Consider the following 19,194-nt stretch of genomic DNA (forward strand, 5'->3'; position numbering starts at 1 on the left):
CCAGCCCGAACCAGCACGAACCAGCACGAACCAGCACCGATCTCGACCGATCTCGACCGAACGGGGCAGCAGTGAGTGACCTGATCTTCGCCAACGGGCGACTCTTCGACGGACTGAAGTACCACCACGAGCACGCCGTGGGCGTGCGCGGCTCCACGATCTACGCCGTGGGGCCGCTGGAGCGCGTGCGCGAGGAGATGGCCGCGGGCGGGCGGCGCGTCGAGGAGGTCGACGCCGACGGCGGCCTGGTGATGCCGGCCTTCCACGACGCCCACGTGCACCCGCTCATCGGTGGGCTCGAGCTGCGCAACGCGCTGCTCACCAGCTGCAGCAGCGCGGACGAGTGCCTCGAGACGATCGCCGACTGTGCGGCCGAGCAGGACGACTCGCACGGGGACTCCTGGTTCCGAGCAGGCGGTTGGTCGCTGGACCACTTCGACCCGCGCACCGGCCCCACGGCCGAGATGCTCGACAAGGTGGTGCCGCACCGCCCGGCGTTCCTGCCCAGCAACGACCACCACAACGCCTGGGTCAACACCCGGGCGCTCGAGCTGGCCGGCATCGACCGCGACACCCCCGACCCGCCCGACGGGTGGATCGAGCGCGACGAGGACGGCAACCCGACCGGCACGCTGCGCGAGGCCGCGGCCCTGCTGGTGCACCGCCTCGTCGACACCACCCGCGAGGAGAAGCACGCGGCCCTGCTCGACGCGCAGGCGCACCTGCATTCGTGGGGCATCGTGGGCTGGCAGGACGCGCTGGTAGGCGGGTACGCCGGCATCGACGACCCGACGCAGGCCTACCTCGACCTCGTGGCGGCCGACGAGCTCACCGCGCGCGTGCGGCTGGCGCTGTGGTGGGACCGGCACCGCGGCGTGGAGCAGCTCGAGGACCTGGTGGCCGAGCGCGAGCGGCTGCGCGAGGCCGGGCTGGACGCCGGCTCGGTCAAGCTGATGGTCGACGGGGTCTCCGAGACCCTGACGATGGCGGTGGACGAGCCCTACCTCGGGGGCGCTCGCTGCCCCTGCGCCGGTGGCGAGCGCGGGCTGGCCTTCCTCGAGCCCGAGCAGCTCGACGAGGCCGTCACCGCCCTCGACGCCGCCGGCTTCCAGGCCCACTTCCACGCCCTGGGCGACCGGGCCGTGCGTACGTCGCTCGACGCGATCGCCGCCGCCCGCCGCCACAACGGCTGGAGCAACCAGCGCCACCAGCTGGCCCACCTCCAGCTGGTCGCGCCCCGCGACCGCAACCGCTTCCGGCTGCTCGGCGCGATCGCCAACGTCGAGGGCATGTGGGCGCGCTACAACACGCCCGCGGTGCAGATGGTCGAGCCCTACCTCGACCAGGAGCGCCGCGACTGGCAGTACCCCTTCGCCGACATCGTCGACAGCGGCGCGCTGGTGGCCGGTGGGTCGGACTGGCCGATCAACCCGCCCGACCCGATGGAGGGCATCCACGTGCTGGTCAACCGCTCCTCGCGCACCACCGACGAGAGCGACGAGGAGCCGCCGATGCGCGACGAGCAGGGCCTCACCCTGCTCCAGGCGCTGCAGGCCTACACCAGCGGCGCCGCCCACGCGAACCACCAGGAGGACTCCGGCAACCTGCGCGTCGGCGCCTCCGCCGACGTGCTCGTGCTCGACCGCGACCCCTTCGACCTGCACGAGGACGAGATCGGCTCCGCCGAGCCGGTCACGGCCTGGGCCCGTGGCTCGGAGGTCTACCGCCGCTGACGGCCGAGCAGTCACTTCTGAACCCTCGAGCGGTCAGGTTTGAACCCTCGACCGGTCACTTACGCACCGTCGAAAAAGTTTTCGATCTGCCTGTGGAAAACGGGGTTTGACCTGGTGCTTTGTCGGTGGCGGCTGAGATACTTCACTCATGTCGACCACCGCCGCGCACCCCATCGGGAGTGCTGTCGCGCGGGCGCGTTCGGTGCTGAGCGAGGTCGCCGGGACGCCGTTGTGGTCGATGAGCCAGGGCGAGGCCGCCGAGGTGCTGGCGGAGGTCGCACAGGTGGAGGCCATGTTGGTCGAGGTGCGCTCGGGGTTGCTGACCCATGCCGAGACCGTCGCGGTCCAGGAGCGCAACGCCTCCCCGTCGCTGGCGGTCTGGCACTCCAACGTCACCCGGTCGACCAAGCGGGAGTCGTTCCGGCAGGTACGCCTCGCCGAGGGCCTGGCGCGTCACGTCCTGGTGCGTGAAGCGCTGGGGCGTGGGGACCTGGTCGCGGAGCAGGCGTCGGTGATCTGTACGGCGCTGGATGACCTGCCCGACGACCTCGAGGCGTCGATCCTCCGAGAGGCCACTGCGGCGTTGGTCGAGTTCGCGCAGGTGCACGACGCGAAAGCGTTGCGGGTGCTGGGGCGTCGCATCCTGGACGTCGTCGCCCCGGAGGTCGGTGAGGCGTGGGAGGCCGAGCTGCTCGACCGCGAGGAGCGGGAGGCGGAGAAGAGCTCGGTGTTCCGGATGCGCGAGGACGGCCACGGTCGCATCCGGGGGTCCTTCACGGTGCCGCTGCTGGTCGGGCAGATGCTCGAGCGGGCGCTGCTGGCCTTCGCGGCCCCCAAGCACCAGGTCGCCAACCGCGTCAACAGTGACGACCAGGACACACCTGACGAGGCACCGGTGCCCGTACGCCGCCCGACCGCGCAGCGCCTGGGGGCTGCGTTCGTGGAGCTGGTGGAACGCCTCGACCCGGCTGCGCTTCCGCGGGCCGGCGGGGTGAACGCCACCGTGGTGGTGACGATGACGCTGGAGTCGCTGCAGGGTGGGCTGGCCGCGGCCACGCTCGACACCGGTGGGCGGCTGAGTGCTGCGACCGCGCGCCGGCTGGCGTGCGAGGCCGGGATCGTGCCGGTGGTGCTGGGCGGCCGGAGCGAGCCGCTCGACGTGGGGCGCAGCCAGCGGCTGTTCACGGTCCCGCAGCGTCTTGCCCTGGGTGTGCGTGACGGCGGGTGCACCGCGAAGGGGTGCGATGCCCCGCCTGCGATGTGCCACGCCCATCACGAGGACTTCTGGTGCAGGGACGGTCACACCAAGGTGGAGCGGGGGCGGTTGCTGTGCCCGTACCACCACCGACGCATCCACGACCCGGAGTACGAGACCGAGATCGGTGGGGACAACCAGGTCAGCTTCCACCGGCGCACCTAGAAGACACCCCCTGCAGCAACAAGACGCCGTACGCCGTGAACTGGCGCCCACTCGGCGTACGACGGGAACTGGCGCCGACTCGGCGCACGTGAGGGTGACGTCGCACGGCGTACGCCGTGAGCCCGCGTCGACCCGGCGGGTAGGTTGTGGCGCGTCCGAGACCACGCGGGGTGCGCACGCCCCGCCGCACCCAGGAGTGGCAGCGCATGGGCGGGCACCACCGCAGACCCGACGAGCACGAGCTGGGGCGCACCCCGCGGGCGGCGTGGCTGGTGCTGGCGCCGATCGCGCTGCTGACGGTGGTGGCGATGGCGTGGCTGTGGCCCACCGAGGACCTGACGCCCCCGGAGGGGCAGGGCGGCGCGGCGCAGTACGACGGCACCATCACCGCCATCGAGAGCAGCGAGTGCACCGAGGACCTCACCGACGACGTCAACGGCTGCGGCACCGCCACGGTCGCGCTCGAGGTGCCCGAGGACGACCCGCGCCAGAACCCGGTCGACGAGGCCGAGGTGCCGCTGCCCAACGGGCCGGGGGCCCCCGAGGTCGCCGAGGGCGACGACGTCGTGCTGATCCTCAACGAGACCCCCGACGGCGAGTCCTACGCGATCGTCGACCACCAGCGCGGCACCGGGCTGGTGGTGCTCGTCGGCGCGTTCGTGCTGGCGATGGTCGCCTTCGGCCGCTGGCGGGGGGTGAGCGCGCTCGCGGGTCTCGGGGTCACCTTCCTGCTGCTGCTCTACTTCGTGGTGCCCGCGATCCTCGCCGGCTCGCCGCCGCTGCTGGTCGCGATCGTGGGGTCGGCGGCGATCATGCTCACCGTCCTCTACCTCACCCACGGCCTGGCCGCCACGACCACCGTCGCGGTGCTCGGCACCCTGGCCAGCCTCACCCTCACCGGGGTGCTCTCCGCGCTCGCGGTCTCGGCGCTGCACCTCACCGGCGTCACCGACGACCTCTCGCTGGCCGTGGGGATGACCCAGGGCGTCAACACCGAGGGCCTGCTGCTGGCGGGCATCGTGATCGGCTCGCTGGGCGTGCTCGACGACGTCACCGTCACCCAGTCCGCCACCGTCGCGGAGCTCGCCCGCGCCAACCCGGCGTACGGCGCCCTGCAGCTCTTCCGCGCCGGCAGCCGGGTCGGGCGCTCCCACATCGCCTCGGTCGTGAACACGATCGTGCTGGCCTACGCCGGCTCGGCGCTGCCGCTGCTGATCCTGATCGTGGCCAACACCGAGTCGCTCGGCAGCGTGGTGACCGACCAGATCATCGCCCAGGAGGTGGTGCGCAGCGTGGTGGCCACGCTCGGCCTGGTCGCGGCGGTCCCGCTCACCACGGGCCTGGCGGCGCTGGTGCTGCGCTCCCACCCGGACCCGCAGGCCTGAGGACGCCCCCGCTCAGGCGGGGCGGGTCATCCGCAGCATCGTGTCGGCCACGAGGTACTCGTCGGTGTAGCCGGCGCGCATCAGCGGCTGGGCCGCGAGGGTGTCGAAGCGGCCGTCGGCGGTGATCATCGCCGGGTCGACGTGCACGCCCACGACCTCGCCGACGACCAGCCACTGGTCGGTCTCGGCGCCGTGCCGGTCGCGCAGCCGGGTCGAGTGCACCACGACGCACTCCAGGGAGGCGTGGCTCGCGACCACCCGCGGGGCGCCCACCAGGTGCCCGGGGGCCAGCTCGAGCCCGACCTCCTCGGCCTCGTCGGTGCCCCGCGGCAGCGAGCGCGACGTGGCGTTCATCTGCTCGGCCAGCCCGCGCGAGACCAGGTTCCACACGAACTCGCCCGACTCCAGGGCCAGGCTCGCGGTGTCCTTCATCCCCACGCTCGAGAACATCACCATCGGGGGCCGGTCGCCCACGGCGTTGAAGAAGCTGTACGGCGCCAGGTTGGTCGTGCCGTCGGCCGTGCGGGTGCTGATCCACCCGATCGGGCGCGGGGCCACGATCGCCTTGAACGGGTCGTGGGGGAGCAGGTCGCGGTCGCGTGCCGAGGGCTCGTAGAACACCATGCGCCCATTGCACCAGCACCGGGCCCACCCTCCTCGTCGGCCCGGCGGCGGCCCGTCGGTGGTGGCTGCCAGGCTGTGCGCCGTGGACGTCAGGTGGATGCCCGTGGCCGGGCTCGCGGTGGTGCTGCTCGCCGGCTGCACCGATGTGGGTGGGGTCGGTGGGGTCGGCGCCGGCGGCGTCGTGACGGTGCCGGAGCAGGCGCCCGCCCCTGTCGACGGCGGGGGCCGCGAGCGCGGCGAGGTGGTGCGCATCGTCGACGGCGACACGCTCTACCTGCGCGGCGACGGCGCCCTGCTGGGCGACGGCGGCGCCGACGGCACGGCGGTGCGGCTGCTGCAGATCGACACCCCCGAGACCGTGGCGCCGGGGTCGCCGGTGGAGTGCTGGGGCCCGGAGGCGTCGGCCGCGCTCGAGGACCTGGTCCCGCCGGGCTCGGGCGTCAGCGTGGAGGCCGACGACGAGCTGCTCGACCGCTACGGGCGCACGCTGCTCTACGTCTACGACGCCGACGGCGAGATGGTGAACCTCGCGATGGTGCGCGCGGGGCACGCCGAGGCGGTGCTGTACGAGCCCAACGACCGCCACATCTCCGCCATGCGGGCTGCCGAGAGCGAGGCCCGCGAGGCCGGGCGGGGCCTGTGGGGCGCCTGCTGAGCGGCTACCTGCGACAGTGGAGTCCGCCGTCGCCGCACCGCCCGAGGACCCCATGATCACCCGCACCCCCGTCTCCGCCGTCCGCCTGGGCGGCCGTCCGGACCAGCCGCTGCTGCTGCTGGGCCCCGATCTCGGCACGAGCGCGCAGGCGCTCTGGGCCGCGGCCGCCGTCCACCTCGCCGAGCACTTCCAGGTGGTGGCCTGGGACCTGCCCGGGCACGGCACCAACCGGACCCCGCTCGAGGCGCCGGTGACGGTCGCCGGCCTGGCAGCCGGGGTGCTCGAGGCCGTCGACGCGATGGGGCGGGGCCTCCAGCCGCCGACCTTCCACTACGCGGGCGCCGGGGTGGGCGCGGCCGTCGGCCTCCAGCTGCTCCTCGACGCGCCCGCCCGGGTCGAGTCGGCCACCCTGCTCGGCGCCGGGGCCGTGGCGCCCGACCCGCTCCCCGAGCGGCCCGCGGCCGCCGCCGACGCCGACGACGACGCTGACGACGAGGGGTACGCCGCGGTGCGCGCCGCCCTCGCCGGCTTCGACGTACGCCGGCGGCTCGGCCGGATCGCCACCCCCGTGCTCGTCGCGGCCGGCGCCGACGACGCGACGACGCCGGTGGCGTCGCTGCGCGAGGTCGCCGACGGCGTGCAGGACGGACGGCTCGAGGTGGTCGCGGGAGCCGGCCGCCTCGTCCCGGTCGACGCGCCCGCCGAGGTCGCTCGTCTGGTGCGGGAGCACGCGTTCGGGCCGGCCGCGACGGCCCTCGAGGACATGACCACGCGCTTCGAGGCCGCGGTCGCCGACGTGTGGGGCGCCGTCGCGTCCCGACCGGGCCTCGACCCGCGCTCCCGCTCGCTGGTCACGCTGACCGCCCTGGTGGTCGGCGGCCACCACGACCGGCTGGCGCAGGAGGTGCCGGTCGCGCTCGAGCAGGGCGTCGGGGTCGAGGAGATCACCGAGCTGCTCGTCCAGGCGGCGGTGCTCTGCGGCGTCCCCGCCGCCGAGGCCGCCCTCCGCACCGTCCGGACCACCCTCGCCGAGCTGGGGGAGGGCTAGCCTCGACGCCGTGACTGCGAGCTACCTCTACGCCACGGCACGGACCCCCTTCGGTCGCTTCGGCGGCGCCCTCGCGGGGGTGCGCCCCGACGACCTGGCCGCGACCGCGCTGCGCGGCGTGCTCGCCAAGGCGCCCGGCCTCGACCCCGCCGAGGTCGACGAGGTGGTGTGGGGCTGCGCCAACCAGGCCGGCGAGGACAACCGCAACGTGGGCCGGATAGCGGTGCTGCTGGCCGGGCTGCCGACCTCGGTGCCGGCGATCACCGTCAACCGGCTCTGCGGCTCCTCGCTCGACGCGGCCATGCAGGCCTCACGCGCCCTCGAGACCGGCGACGCCGAGGTCGCCGTCGCGGGCGGCGTGGAGTCGATGACCCGCGCACCCTGGGTGCTGCCCAAGCCGGAGCGGGCCTTCCCGGCCGGGCACGCCCAGATGGTCTCCACGACCCTGGGGTGGCGCCTGGTCAACGAGCGGATGCCGCCCGAGTGGACCGTCTCGCTCGGCGAGGCCAACGAGCAGCTGGGCGAGCGGTTCGGGATCAGCCGTGAGCGCCAGGACGCCTTCGCCGCCCGCTCCCACCGGCTCGCCGCCGAGGCCTGGGCCGCGGGTGCGTACGACGACCTGGTGGTCGGCGTCGACGGCGTCGACCTCGGTCGCGACGAGGGCATCCGCGACGGCTCCACCCCCGAGGCGCTCGCCGGGCTGGCGCCGTCCTTCCGCAGCGACGGCACCATCACGGCCGGCAACGCCAGCCCGCTCAACGACGGCGCCTCGGCGCTGCTGCTCGGCTCGGAGGCCGCCGCCGACCGGATCGGTCTCGCGCCGCTCGCCCGGGTCGCGGGTCGCGGGGCGCACGCGCTCGACCCGCAGGACTTCGGGTTCGCCCCCGTCGAGGCCGCGACCAAGGCCCTGGCCCGCGCCGGCATCGGCTGGTCGGACGTCGGCGCCGTCGAGCTCAACGAAGCCTTCGCGGTGCAGGCGCTGGCCTGCGTCGACGCCTGGACGCAGCAGGGGGACGTGGACCCCGAGGTCGTCAACGCCTGGGGCGGCGCGATCGCGATCGGTCACCCGCTGGGGGCCTCCGGCGGCCGGGTGCTGGCCACCCTCGCCGCCCGGTTGCGCGCGAGCGGCGAGCGGTGGGGCGTCGCGGCGATCTGCATCGGTGTCGGCCAGGGCCTGGCCGTGGTGCTCGAGAACGTGGCCGACGCCGCCAGCGCCTCCTGAGCCCGCGGGACGTCATGCGCCGGGCACGGACGGACGTCCCGCCCGGATGACGTCCCGGGGCGGGGCTCAGGCGGTGTCGCCCTCCATCGCGGTCACGAACTGCTTCTTGACCGAGCGCCACTGCTCGTCGTCCATGCCGCGGCGCCAGTACGGCGAGCACGACAGGTCGGCGCGGGCGACGCCGCGGTCGCGCAGCAGGTGGGCACGGATCGCGCGGATCTCCTCGGCCTCGCCGTGCACGAAGGCGTGCACCCGCCCGGTGGGCAGCTCGGCCTGCTCGACGGCCTCGACCAGCGGCCGGGGCGACCGGGCGCTGCGGTGCACCCACCGCAGGTCGAGGTCGGCGGGGCTCTCGACGGCGATCTCGTGCTCGGGGCCGTCGACGACCAGGAGCGCCACGGCGCGGTCGGCGGGGCGCAGGACCTCCAGCGAGGCGGCGATGGCCGGCAGGGCCGACTCGTCACCGACCAGCAGGTGCCAGTCGGCACCGGGGTCGGGACGGTAGTCGCCGGCGGGGCCGTTGAAGACGAGCACGTCGCCGGGCTCGGCGCGGTCGGCCCACGGGCCGCCGTGCCCGCTGTCGCCGTGCACCACGAGGTCGAGCGTCATCTCGCGCCGCTCGGCGTCCCAGCGGCGCACGGTGTAGCGGCGCCGCAGCGGCCACTGCTCCTGGGGGTGGGTGTCGCGGACCTCGCGCGGGTCGAAGACCGGCCCGTACGTCGCCCCCGCCGGTGGGATGGCGGCGTTGATGTAGCTGTCGGTGCAGTCGGGCATTTCCAGCCCGTCGAGCCCGTCGCCGCCGAGGACGACGCGGACCATGGTGGGGGAGATCTGCTCGGTGCTCTGGACGACGCCGTGCACGGGCGGGCCCCTTTCGGTGGAACAGGTCGCCGAAGCGCTGGAAGTTAGGCAAGCCTAACTCCCTGCCCCTGACGGAGGGCCACCGGGCGTCGACGGGGCCTCGAGGGCGGCCTCGCCGGAGAGCACCGCCATCAGCCCGCGCTCCGCGGCACCGGTGGCGGCGGCGCGGATGCCCAGCGCGCCGAGGCGCAGGTCGGGGACGGGGCGCTGGGCCGGGGCGGAGCGCCGGGCGAGCGCCAGGCGGGCCGGTGCGAGCACGTGGTCGCCCAGGGGCACGAAGTACCCGCCCAGCACCACGACCCGGGGGTCGAGGACGGCGGTCAGGGCGCTCAGGCCCAGGCCGACCAGCTCGCCCAGCCCGCGCAGGGCACCGGCGACGGCCGGGTCGGTGCGCGCACGCACGGCGACCGCGGCGGCCGTCGTGAGCGGGTCCTCGAGCTCCGGCATCCGGGTCGCGCGCAGCAGCGCGTGCAGCCCGATCGAGGCCTCCCAGCACCCGGTGCGGCCGCACCCGCAGACCGCCCGCGGGTCGCCCAGCGGCATGTGCCCCACCTCGCCGGCGAAGCCGTGCGCCCCGGTGCGCAGGACGCCGCGCTCGAGGATGCCCGCGCCGATGCCGACGGTGCCGGTCAGGTAGACCGCGTCGTCGAGCCCGGCGGCCGCACCGTGCCGGCTCTCGGCGAGCGCGGCGCAGTTGGCGTCGTTGGCGATCTCGACGGGGCAGCGGGAGTCGAAGACGGCGGCGACCCGGTCGTGCAGGCGGGTGCCGTGCTCGATGCCGAGGTTGGGGGTCCACACCACCTCGCGCCGGTCTGCGGCGATCAGTCCGGGCACCGCGACCGTCACCCCGACCGGGGCCGCGCCCGCCGCCTCGACCTGCGCGTGCACCGCCCGTGCCAGGTCGACGAGCGCGACCAGGGGGTCGGGGTCGCGCGAGCGGCGCGACCGGGTCTCGCTGAGCCGGGTCCGGCCCGCCAGGTCGAGGACGACGGCGCTGACGTAGTCGACGTTGACCTCCAGGCCCACCGACACGTGCGGCTGCGACCGGAGCCGCACCGGTACGGCGGGCCGCCCGCGCCCGGCGCGGCTGGAGGCCTCCTCCTCGACGGCCGCCACCTCGAGCAGCTCCGTCACGATCGCGCTGACCGTGGTCTTCGACAGCCCGGTGCGCTCGGCCAGCCGGCTGCGCGACGCCGCACCCTCGAAGCGCAGGGAGCGCAGCACGGCCGCGACGTTGTGCCGGCGCAGCCGCTCGGGCGCGGTCGTCAGGACCAGGCCCCGGTCTGCTCGCGGAGCCGGACGTAGGCCTCGCGCACCTCCGGCGTGGGCTCGGCGGTGAGCGTGCGTGTGCCCGTGGTCGGCCAGGCCGGCGGGGTCGCCGCGCCCGACAGGGCCCAGGCGGCCTGGCGGGCCGCGCCGCGGGCGACGTACTCGCCCGGCTCCGGGAGCTCGAGGTCGCGGCCCAGCACGGCCGGGAGGATCTGCTGCAGGGCCCTGCTGCGGGTGGCACCCCCGATGAGGAGGACCCGTCCCACCGGGCGGTCCAGCTGCGCGGCCAGGGCGTCGACCGTGTCGGCCAGGCTGCAGCCCAGCGCCTCGAAGGCCGCGCGGGCCAGGTCGGCCCGGTCGGTCGTGGTGGTCAGCCCCGTCCACGTGCCGACGGCGTGCGGCCGGTCGGGGGTCCGCTCGCCGCCGTAGTAGGGCAGCAGGGTGGTGCCGTGCGAGCCCGGCGGGGCGGAGAGCGCGAGCGCCGCCAGCTCGTCGTGGTCGACGCCCAGGAGCCGGGCCTGCAGGTCCAGGATGCGGGCCGCGTTGAGGGTGACGGCCAGGGGCAGGAACCCGCCGGTCGCGTCGGCGAACCCGGTGACCAGCCCCGACCCGTCGTGGACCGCGGCCTGCGTGCGCGCCGAGGCGACCCCCGAGGTGCCGACCGAGATCAGGACGTCGCCCGGCTGCAGGTCCAGGGCCAGGGCGGCGGCCATGTTGTCGCCCGTCCCGGGCCCGACGACCTGCCCGTGCCGCGTCTCGGCGGCGGCCTCGCCGGCACCCGCGACGCGGGGCAGCTCGACCTCGCGGCCCAGGGCGGCGGCCGCGAGCTCGGGGCGCCAGCGGTCCTCCCGGGTGGAGAAGTAGCCGGTGCCGGAGGCGTCGCCGCGGTCGGTGAAGGCCGCCGTGCCCGGCGCCGCCAGGTGCCGGGACAGGTGGTCGTGGGGGAGCAGCACCCGGTGGGTACGGCGCGCCGCCTCGGGCTCGTGGTCGCGCAGCCACCTCAGCTTCGTGACGGTGAAGGAGGCCACCAGGACGCTGCCCACCAGGTCGGCGCACGCCTGGGGGCCACCCCACTCCTCGACCAGCTGGCGGGCCGCCCCGGCGGAGCGGGTGTCGTTCCACAGCAGTGCCGGTCGCACCGGTGCGTCGTGCTCGTCGAGGGCGACCATGCCGTGCTGCTGCCCGGCCACCGAGACGCCGGCGGCGCGCGGCAGCAGCGGCCCGGCCGCTGCCTCGAGGGCGGTGGTCCAGGCGTGCGGGTCGACCTCGGTGGCGTCGGGGTGCGGGGCCGCGTCCTGGGCCACGACGGTGCCGTCGTCGGCGTCGACGAGCACCGCCTTCGTGGACTGGGTCGAGGAGTCGATGCCGAGGACGAGAGTCATGCCGACGATTTAGTGCGGGAGGCGCACAAAAGTCAAGGCCGGGGCGTCGCGAGCGCTCGTACGCCGCCCGCGCCGGTCTGGTCCACCCGCACGCTCAGCGGGGCGCGACCCTTGACGTGATGGCAGTCACTACTTAGTTTGTTGCACCGACAGACAAACTCTGTGACCGCCGTCATACCGAGGAGCAGACCCCGTGAGCCGACGCCCGAGCCTCACCGGCAGCAGCGCGACTGCCGACCAGGTCGCCGTGCGCCGGCACAACCTCTCGCTGGTCCTGGGCCACCTGCGCCGCCACGGCGACCGCTCCCGGGCCCGGGTCGCGGAGGAGACCGGCCTGAACAAGGCGACGGTCTCCAGCCTGGTCGCCGAGCTGGTCGAGCGTGGTCTGGTCAGCGAGGGCGAGGCGGAGCGGGGCGGGGTCGGCAGGCCGGCGCAGGCCGTCGGGCTGGACGGTCGCCACCTGGTCGCGCTCGGCGCCGAGATCAACATCGACTACCTCTCCGTCCTGGCCCTCGACCTGCGCGGCGAGCTGGTCGCCGAGCGACGCGTCGCACTCGACACCGCCGGCATGGAGCCCACCCGGGTCCTGGGCGAGCTGGCCCGGGTGGTCAGGGAGGTGCTCGACGGTCTCGACGGCCGGTCCCGTCCGGTCGGGCTCACCGTCGCGGTCCCCGGCCTGGTCGAGACCGCGACCGGGACCGTCTTCGACGCGCCCAACCTGCGCTGGCAGCGCACGGCGGCCGTGGCCCAGCTGTGCGCCGACCTCGACGCCCCCGACTACCCGGTGACGCTGGACAACGAGGCCAACCTCGCGGCCGTCGCCGAGCTGGCGGCCCGGGCCGACGCGCCCCCGGACGACCTGCTGCTGCTGACCGGCGGCGCCGGTGTCGGTGGCGGCATGGTCGCCGGCGGCCGCCTGCTGCGCGGGGGCCAGGGCTTCGCCGGCGAGGTCGGGCACATGCGCGTGGAGCGTGCGGGCGCGCGGTGCGGCTGCGGGCGCACCGGCTGCTGGGAGACCGTCGTGGGCCTGCACACGCTGCTGCGGCTGGCCGCCGACGAGGGCGACCCGGTCCGCGACCCGGCGCGTGACCTGGTCCAGCGCCTCGACGAGCTGCGGGGGCGCGCCGCGGCCGGCGACACCCGCACCCTGGCCGCCCTCACCGAGGTCGCGGACTGGCTGACGGTCGGCGCCGGGATCCTGGTCAACGTCCTCAACCCGCAGGTCCTCGTCCTCGGCGGCTACTTCGCCGCCCTCGGGCCCTGGTTCGCCGAGGCGCTCGAGGCGGGCCTCCAGCAGGAGGTCTTCGCCCCCGGCAGCGGCGGCTGCCGGGTCGAGATGTCGACGCTCGGCTTCTCCGCCGCGGTCCGCGGCGGCGCGCTGCAGGCGCTCTCCGTCGTGTTCGACGACCCCACCCGGGCCGGCCTCGCCCCGCCGGCCCGCACCACCGACGACCTCGCGACCGGAGCCACCCGATGACCGAGCAGCCCCGCCCCGCCCCCCTGCTGGAGATGCGCGGCATCACCAAGACGTTCCCCGGCGTGCGCGCCCTGGGCGGGGTCGACCTCGAGGTGCGCGCCGGCGAGGTGCACTGCCTGCTCGGCCAGAACGGCGCCGGCAAGTCGACCCTGATCAAGATCCTCTCGGCCTCCTACCAGCCCGACGAGGGGGAGATCCTGTGGGAGGGCGAGCCGGTCGCGCTGTCGACCCCGGTGGCCGCCATGCGGCGCGGCATCTCCACGATCTACCAGGAGCTCGACCTGGTCGCCGGTCTCACCGTGACCGAGAACATCTTCCTGGGCCACGAGCTCTCGGTGGGCGGCTTCACGCGGGCCATCGCCGCCGACCGCCGCGCCCGTGCCCTCCTCGAGCGGCTCGGCCACGCCGAGATCGACCCGCAGTGCCAGGTCGGCGAGCTGTCGCCCGCGGCGCAGCAGGTGGTCAGCATGGCCCGCGCCCTGTCCCACGACACGCGGCTGCTCATCCTCGACGAGCCGTCGGCCGTGCTGGACCAGGAGGAGGTCCGCAACCTCTTCCGGGTCGTGCGCGACCTGACCGCCGAGGGCGTGGCCATCGTCTACATCTCCCACCGGCTCGAGGAGATCCGCGAGATCGGCGACCGCATCACCGTGCTCAAGGACGGCGTCACGGTCGGGCGCAACCTCGCCGTCGACGCCACCCCCACCCCCGACCTCATCCGCCTGATGACCGGCCGCTCGATCGAGTACGTCTTCCCGGCGCGCTCGGGCGCCGCCCGCCGCGAGGGCGAGCCGGTCCTGCAGGTGCGCGGCCTGGCCTGCCCCGGCATCTTCTCCGGGGTCGACCTCGACGTCCACGGCGGCGAGATCGTCGGGCTCGCGGGGCTGGTCGGTGCCGGGCGCTCCGAGATCGTCGAGACCGTGTACGGCGCCCGCCGGGCCTCGGCCGGGACCGTCACCGTCGACGGACGCCGGCTGCGCCGCGGCTCGGTCGCCGCGGCCGTCGGCGCGGGGGTCGGGCTGTGCCCCGAGGAGCGCAAGAGCCAGGGCCTGCTGCTCGACCAGTCGCTCTACCGCAACATCACGATCTCCAGCCTGGCCCGCTTCGCCCGCGGCGGCTTCCTCGACAGCGGCTCCGAGCGGCGCCGCTCCGAGGAGCTGTGCGCCTCGCTCGACGTGCGTCCCACCGGCGTCGAGCGGGTGGCGCGCACCCTCTCGGGCGGCAACCAGCAGAAGATCGTGCTGGCCCGCTGGCTGCTGCGGGAGTGCCGGGTGCTGATCCTCGACGAGCCCACCCGCGGCGTCGACGTGGGCGCCCGCGCGGAGATCTACAGCCTGATCCGCGGCCTCGCCGACTCCGGTGTGGCCGTCCTGGTGGTCTCGAGCGAGGTCGAGGAGGTGCTCGGTCTCTCCGACCGGGTGCTCGTCGTCCGCGAGGGCACCGTCGTCCACGAGGGCCCGGCCGAGGACATCGACGAGTCCCGCGTCCTCGACCTCGTCATGGAAGGAAACGTCGCATGAGCCACCAGGAGCCCGTGAGCACCACGGCCGCCCCCGGCACCCCGGGGGCGCTGCCACCGGGGGACCGCGCGGAGGGCACCCGCGGCGGGCCCCGCGCGCGCCGGCCGGGGTGGGGGCGCCCAGCGCCTGCGCACCGGGATGGGCCGCAACCTGGGCCTGGTCCTGGCCCTCGCCCTGCTGTGCGCGGCCGGGGTCCTCACCGCCGGCGACCGCTTCGCCGACGTCGACAACGTGCTGACCATCCTGCGCCTGGCGGCCGTGATCGGGGTGGTCAGCGTCGGGATGACCTTCGTGATCACCGGCGGCGGCATCGACCTCTCCGTCGGCGCGATCCTCGCCCTGTGCTCGGTCTGGTCGACCACCCTGGCGACCCAGGCGCTGGCCAACGACGTGCACTGGATCGTCATCGTCTTCACCGCGGTCGCGGTCGGGGCCGGGTGCGGCCTGGTCAACGGGGTGCTCATCGCCTACGGCAAGGTCGTGCCGTTCATCGCCACCCTGGCCATGCTGGCCAGCGCCCGCGGCCTGGCCGAGATCATCTCCAACCGCCGCACCCAGATCGTGCAGGTCCCGGAGTTCCGGGACTTCTTCGGCGCCGACGTGCTCGGCGTGCCGGTGCTGGTCCTGCTCTTCCTGGTCGTGGCCGCGCTCGGCTGGGTGCTGCTGAACAAGACCACCTTCGGCCGGCGCACGCTGGCCGTCGGCGGCAACCCCGAGGCGGCCCGGCTGGCGGGCATCCGGGTGCAGCGCCACACCGTGATGCTCTACGTGCTCGTCGGCGTGTGCTGCGGCATCGCCGCGGTGATGCTGGTCTCGCGCACCACGACCGGCAGCTCCACGCACGGCACCCTCTACGAGCTCGACGCCATCGCGGCGGTCGTCATCGGCGGCACCCTGCTCTCGGGCGGTCGCGGCACCATCGTCGGCACCGTCCTGGGCGTGCTCATCTTCACCACGCTTTCGAACGTCTTCACCCTCAACAACCTCTCGATCTCGGCCCAGTCCGTCGTGAAGGGCCTGATCATCGTCGTCGCCGTGCTGCTCCAGCAGCGCCTGGCCGAACGCAGTCGCACCTAGCGCTGCGCCCGCCCCTCCCGTCCCGTCCTTCTCGGGCACCACCACACACCCGTGACACACCACGTCCCAAGGAGCTCGTCATGTCGCACCGTCCCGTCCTGCGCCGCACCCAGATCGGCCTGGCCGCCGCCGCCACCTCGCTGCTCGCGCTCACCGCGTGCACCAGCAACACCACCGAGTCCAGCGAGGCCGCCACCGGCGGCACCTCGCAGGCCGAGGCGGGCTCCAACGACGAGGCCGGCGAGACCGTGGTCATCGGGTTCTCCGCCCCCGCCGCCGACCACGGCTGGATGGCCGCCATCACCGACGCCGCCAAGAGCACCGCCGAGGGGTACGACGACGTCGAGCTCAAGGTCGCCGAGGGCACCAACGACGTCAACCTCCAGATCAGCCAGGTCGAGACCTTCATCAACGAGGGCGTCGACGCCATCGTGCTGCTGCCCTTCGACGGCGCGGCGATGACCCCCGTGGCGCTCAAGGCGATGGCGGCCGGCATCCCGGTCATCAACGTCGACCGCGAGTTCAACGACCCCAACGCCGCGCGCGTGACCGTGCTCGGCGACAACTACGGCATGGGCGTCTCGGCCGGGCAGTACATCTGCGAGCAGGTCGGCGACGACGCCGACGCCGTGGTCGCCGAGATCGCCGGCATCGACTCGCTGCCGCTGACCCAGGACCGCAGCCAGGGCTTCGAGGACGCGCTCGCCGAGTGCGGCCAGGACGTCGACAACCGGGTCGCCGCCGACTTCACCGTCGAGGGCGGCGAGAAGGCCGCCGCGAACCTCCTGCAGGCCGCGCCCCGCATCGACGCGGTGTGGAACCACGACGACGACCAGGGCGTCGGTGTCCTGGCCGCCATCGAGAACGCCGGGCGCGACGAGTTCATCATGGTCGGCGGCGCCGGCTCGGCCAACGCGATGCGCTCGATCCAGGCCGACGACGGGGTGCTCAAGGCCACCGTCATCTACCCCTCCACCCAGGGCGCCGACGGCATCAAGCTGGCCCGCCTGCTGGTGCAGGACAAGGCCATGAGCGACACCGTCGAGGTCGAGGTGCCCCGCATGCTCCAGCTCTTCGCACCGGTCGTGACCCAGGAGAACGTCGACGAGTTCCTCGGCTCGGCCTTCGAGTCCTGAGCCGCCGGCCCGGTCACCGCTCCACGCACACCTGAGGAGATCGCATGAGTGCCACGCAGGACACCCTCTCGGTCGGGATGGTGGGCTACGCCTTCATGGGTGCCGCCCACTCCCAGGCCTGGCGCAACGCGCCACGGTTCTTCGACCTGCCGCTGAGGCCGCTGATGACGGCGGTGGCCGGGCGCGACGCGACCCGGGTCGCCCGGGCCGCCGAGGTGCTCGGCTGGGCGGGCACCGCCGGGTCCTACCAGGAGCTGGTCGAGCGCGACGACATCGACCTGGTCGACATCTGCACCCCGGGCGACACCCACGCCGAGATCGCCATCGCGGCCCTCGAGGCGGGCAAGCACGTGCTGTGCGAGAAGCCCCTGGCCAACACCGTCGAGGAGGCCGTCGCGATGGCCGAGGCGGCCGAGCGGGCGGCCGCCTCGGGGGTGCGCGCCATGGTCGGGTTCACCTACCGGCGGGTGCCGGCCATCGCCCTGGCCCGGCGCCTGGTGGCCGAGGGCAGGATCGGCACCGTGCGCCACGTGCGCGCGCAGTACCTCCAGGACTGGATCTCCGACCCCGAGGCGCCGCTGTCGTGGCGGCTGCAGAAGGAGCGGGCCGGGTCGGGGGCGCTGGGCGACATCGGCGCCCACATCGTCGACCTGGCCCAGTTCATCACCGGCGATCGGATCGGCGAGGTGTCCGGGCACCTGGAGACCTTCGTCAAGGAGCGGCCCCTCGCCGCCGAGCACGCCGGGCTGTCCGGGACCGCCTCGAGCGGGCGCGGGGCGGTGACCGTGGACGACGCGGCCATGTTCCTGGCCCGCTTCGCGAGCGGGGCCCTGGGCGTCTTCGAGGCGACCCGCTTCGCCCAGGGCCGCAAGAACGCGATCCGCCTCGAGGTCAACGGCTCGCGCGGCAGCCTCGCCTTCGACTTCGAGGACATGAACCTCCTGCACTTCCACGACGCCGACGAGGACCCGGCCACCGCCGGCTTCCGCCGCATCGTCGTCACCGAGCCCGAGCACCCCTACCTGGCCGCCTGGTGGCCGCCCGGGCACCTCATCGGCTACGAGCACGGCTTCACCCACCAGGTCGTCGACCTGGTGGGCGCGATCCACGCCGGCGAGGACCCCACCCCGACGTTCGCCGACGGTCTCCAGGTCCAGCGGGTCCTGGGCGCCGTCGAGCAGAGCTCCCACAAGCGCACCTGGCAGGAGATCCCAGCATGAGCGACTACACCCCCACCCCCGACGACAAGTTCTCCTTCGGCCTGTGGACCGTGGGCTGGGAGGGCGTCGACGTGTTCGGCCCCGCCAGCCGGGCCCCGCTCGACCCGGTGGCCGCCACCGAGCGGCTCGCCGAGATCGGCGCCGCGGGCGTGACCTTCCACGACGACGACCTGGTGCCCGACGACGGGACCCGCGAGGCCGTCCTCGAGCGCTTCGCCAAGGCGGTGGCCGCCTCCGGGCTGACCGTCGAGATGGTCACCACCAACCTCTTCGGCCACCCGGTCTTCAAGGAGGGCGGGCTGACCGCCAACAACCGCGACGTACGCCGCTACGCGCTGGCCAAGGTGCTGCGCAACGTCGACCTCGCGGCCTCCCTGGGCGCGCAGACCTTCGTGCTGTGGGGCGGTCGCGAGGGCGCCGAGCACGGCGGCTCCAAGAACGTGCAGGCCGCGCTCGACCGGTACGCCGAGTCGCTCAACGTGGTGTGCCGCTACGTCCGCGAGCAGGGCTACGACATGCGGCTGGCCCTCGAGCCCAAGCCCAACGAGCCCCGCGGCGACATCCTGCTGCCGACCATCGGCCACGCGCTGGCCCTGATCGGCGAGCTCGAGCACCCCGAGATGGTCGGGCTCAACCCCGAGGTCGGCCACGAGGAGATGGCGGGGCTGAACTTCGCCCACGGCATCACCCAGGCGCTGTGGCACGACAAGCTCTTCCACGTCGACCTCAACGGCCAGCACGGGCCCCGCTTCGACCAGGACCTGCGCTTCGGCGCCGGCAACCTGCGCGGCGCCTTCTGGACCGTCGACGCGCTGCTCGGCGGCTCCGCCGGCCGGGCCTACGACGGCTACGTGCACTTCGACTTCAAGCCGCCGCGGGTCGAGGCCGAGGACGGTGTCTGGGAGTCGGCGCGCGGGTGCATGCGCAACTACCTCGTCCTGCGCGAGAAGGTCCGGGCCTTCCGGGCCGACCCGGCCGTGGTCGAGGCGCTCGCCGCCGCGGGCGTCGAGGAGCTGAGCACCCCCACCCTCGCCGAGGGCGAGCCGCTCGCCTCGGTGCGCGAGGCGTCGTACGACATCGAGGCCCTGGGCCGGCGCAGCGTGGCCATGGAGGCCCTCGACCAGCTCGCCCTCGACCACCTGCTCGGCGTCCGCTGAGCAGCACC

Annotated in this window: 16 protein-coding genes; 12 read left to right on the plus strand and 4 right to left on the minus strand. The window is 74.5% G+C overall.

The genetic code is table 11. The features are described from left to right. The first annotated feature begins 71 nt into the window (after positions 1-71). The 3 genes from H0S66_RS09485 (at position 72) to H0S66_RS09495 (ending at position 4,538) form a co-directional block, all read left to right on the plus strand. Positions 72-1,733: an amidohydrolase gene (locus H0S66_RS09485; protein ID WP_179615168.1), complete on the plus strand. Its 1,662-nt coding sequence runs from the start codon at positions 72-74 to the stop codon at positions 1,731-1,733. Positions 1,734-1,881: 148 nt separating this feature from the next. Further along, entirely contained in the window at positions 1,882-3,153 is a 1,272-nt protein-coding gene (locus tag H0S66_RS09490; RefSeq protein ID WP_179615169.1) for an HNH endonuclease signature motif containing protein, read from the plus strand. A 170-nt stretch (positions 3,154-3,323) separates the two neighbouring features. Beyond that, positions 3,324-4,538 carry a YibE/F family protein gene (locus tag H0S66_RS09495; RefSeq protein WP_218876272.1) on the plus strand — a complete coding sequence of 405 codons (1,215 nt, stop codon included), beginning with the start codon at positions 3,324-3,326 and terminating at the stop codon, positions 4,536-4,538. Positions 4,539-4,550: 12 nt separating this feature from the next. Here the strand turns inward: H0S66_RS09495 and H0S66_RS09500 are convergent, their stop codons facing one another. Next, the gene (locus tag H0S66_RS09500; protein WP_218876273.1) at positions 4,551-5,162 is read right to left on the minus strand and encodes a flavin reductase family protein; all 612 of its coding nucleotides are present in this window, start codon (positions 5,160-5,162) and stop codon (positions 4,551-4,553) included. Between the two features lie 82 nt (positions 5,163-5,244). Here H0S66_RS09500 and H0S66_RS09505 point away from each other — a divergent pair, with 82 nt between their 5' ends. From H0S66_RS09505 to H0S66_RS09515, 3 genes are read left to right on the plus strand one after another with little or no spacing between them, the layout of a single operon-like run. Then, entirely contained in the window at positions 5,245-5,817 is a 573-nt protein-coding gene (locus H0S66_RS09505; protein ID WP_179615170.1) for a thermonuclease family protein, read from the plus strand. Positions 5,818-5,869: 52 nt separating this feature from the next. Beyond that, complete coding sequence (locus tag H0S66_RS09510; RefSeq protein ID WP_218876274.1) at positions 5,870-6,865, plus strand: alpha/beta fold hydrolase; 996 nt, start codon at positions 5,870-5,872, stop codon at positions 6,863-6,865. Between the two features lie 10 nt (positions 6,866-6,875). Beyond that, the gene (locus H0S66_RS09515; RefSeq protein WP_179615171.1) at positions 6,876-8,087 is read left to right on the plus strand and encodes a thiolase family protein; all 1,212 of its coding nucleotides are present in this window, start codon (positions 6,876-6,878) and stop codon (positions 8,085-8,087) included. A gap of 66 nt (positions 8,088-8,153) precedes the next feature. Here H0S66_RS09515 and H0S66_RS09520 read toward each other — a convergent pair whose 3' ends face one another. The 3 genes from H0S66_RS09520 to xylB are packed head-to-tail and all read right to left on the minus strand — an operon-like array spanning position 8,154 to position 11,599. Beyond that, positions 8,154-8,948: a siderophore-interacting protein gene (locus H0S66_RS09520; RefSeq protein ID WP_219633642.1), complete on the minus strand. Its 795-nt coding sequence runs from the start codon at positions 8,946-8,948 to the stop codon at positions 8,154-8,156. Between the two features lie 54 nt (positions 8,949-9,002). Next, a complete protein-coding gene (locus tag H0S66_RS09525) occupies positions 9,003-10,172 on the minus strand; it encodes an ROK family transcriptional regulator (RefSeq protein WP_179615172.1) in 1,170 nt (389 codons plus the stop codon). 41 nt (positions 10,173-10,213) lie between these two features. Then, the gene (xylB, locus tag H0S66_RS09530) at positions 10,214-11,599 is read right to left on the minus strand and encodes a xylulokinase (protein ID WP_179615173.1); all 1,386 of its coding nucleotides are present in this window, start codon (positions 11,597-11,599) and stop codon (positions 10,214-10,216) included. A 193-nt stretch (positions 11,600-11,792) separates the two neighbouring features. Here xylB and H0S66_RS09535 point away from each other — a divergent pair, with 193 nt between their 5' ends. From H0S66_RS09535 to xylA, 6 genes are all read left to right on the plus strand, one after another. After that, positions 11,793-13,076, plus strand: a complete 1,284-nt coding sequence (locus tag H0S66_RS09535; protein WP_179615174.1) for an ROK family transcriptional regulator — start codon at positions 11,793-11,795, stop codon at positions 13,074-13,076. Continuing rightward, entirely contained in the window at positions 13,073-14,596 is a 1,524-nt protein-coding gene (locus tag H0S66_RS09540) for a sugar ABC transporter ATP-binding protein (RefSeq protein ID WP_218876275.1), read from the plus strand. Before H0S66_RS09535 ends, H0S66_RS09540 begins: the two co-directional genes overlap by 4 nt. A gap of 138 nt (positions 14,597-14,734) precedes the next feature. Further along, a complete protein-coding gene (locus H0S66_RS09545; RefSeq protein WP_180923891.1) occupies positions 14,735-15,673 on the plus strand; it encodes an ABC transporter permease in 939 nt (312 codons plus the stop codon). A gap of 80 nt (positions 15,674-15,753) precedes the next feature. Continuing rightward, the gene (locus H0S66_RS09550; RefSeq protein WP_179615176.1) at positions 15,754-16,809 is read left to right on the plus strand and encodes a substrate-binding domain-containing protein; all 1,056 of its coding nucleotides are present in this window, start codon (positions 15,754-15,756) and stop codon (positions 16,807-16,809) included. Positions 16,810-16,853: 44 nt separating this feature from the next. After that, positions 16,854-18,029 (plus strand): Gfo/Idh/MocA family protein, encoded by a 1,176-nt coding sequence (locus H0S66_RS09555; RefSeq protein WP_179615177.1) that lies wholly within the window; start codon positions 16,854-16,856, stop codon positions 18,027-18,029. Then, entirely contained in the window at positions 18,026-19,186 is a 1,161-nt protein-coding gene (xylA, locus tag H0S66_RS09560; RefSeq protein ID WP_179615178.1) for a xylose isomerase, read from the plus strand. Before H0S66_RS09555 ends, xylA begins: the two co-directional genes overlap by 4 nt. The last annotated feature ends 8 nt before the right edge of the window (positions 19,187-19,194 follow it).

This window comes from Nocardioides marinisabuli, assembly GCF_013466785.1.
Classification (GTDB): Bacteria; Actinomycetota; Actinomycetes; order Propionibacteriales; family Nocardioidaceae; genus Nocardioides; species Nocardioides marinisabuli.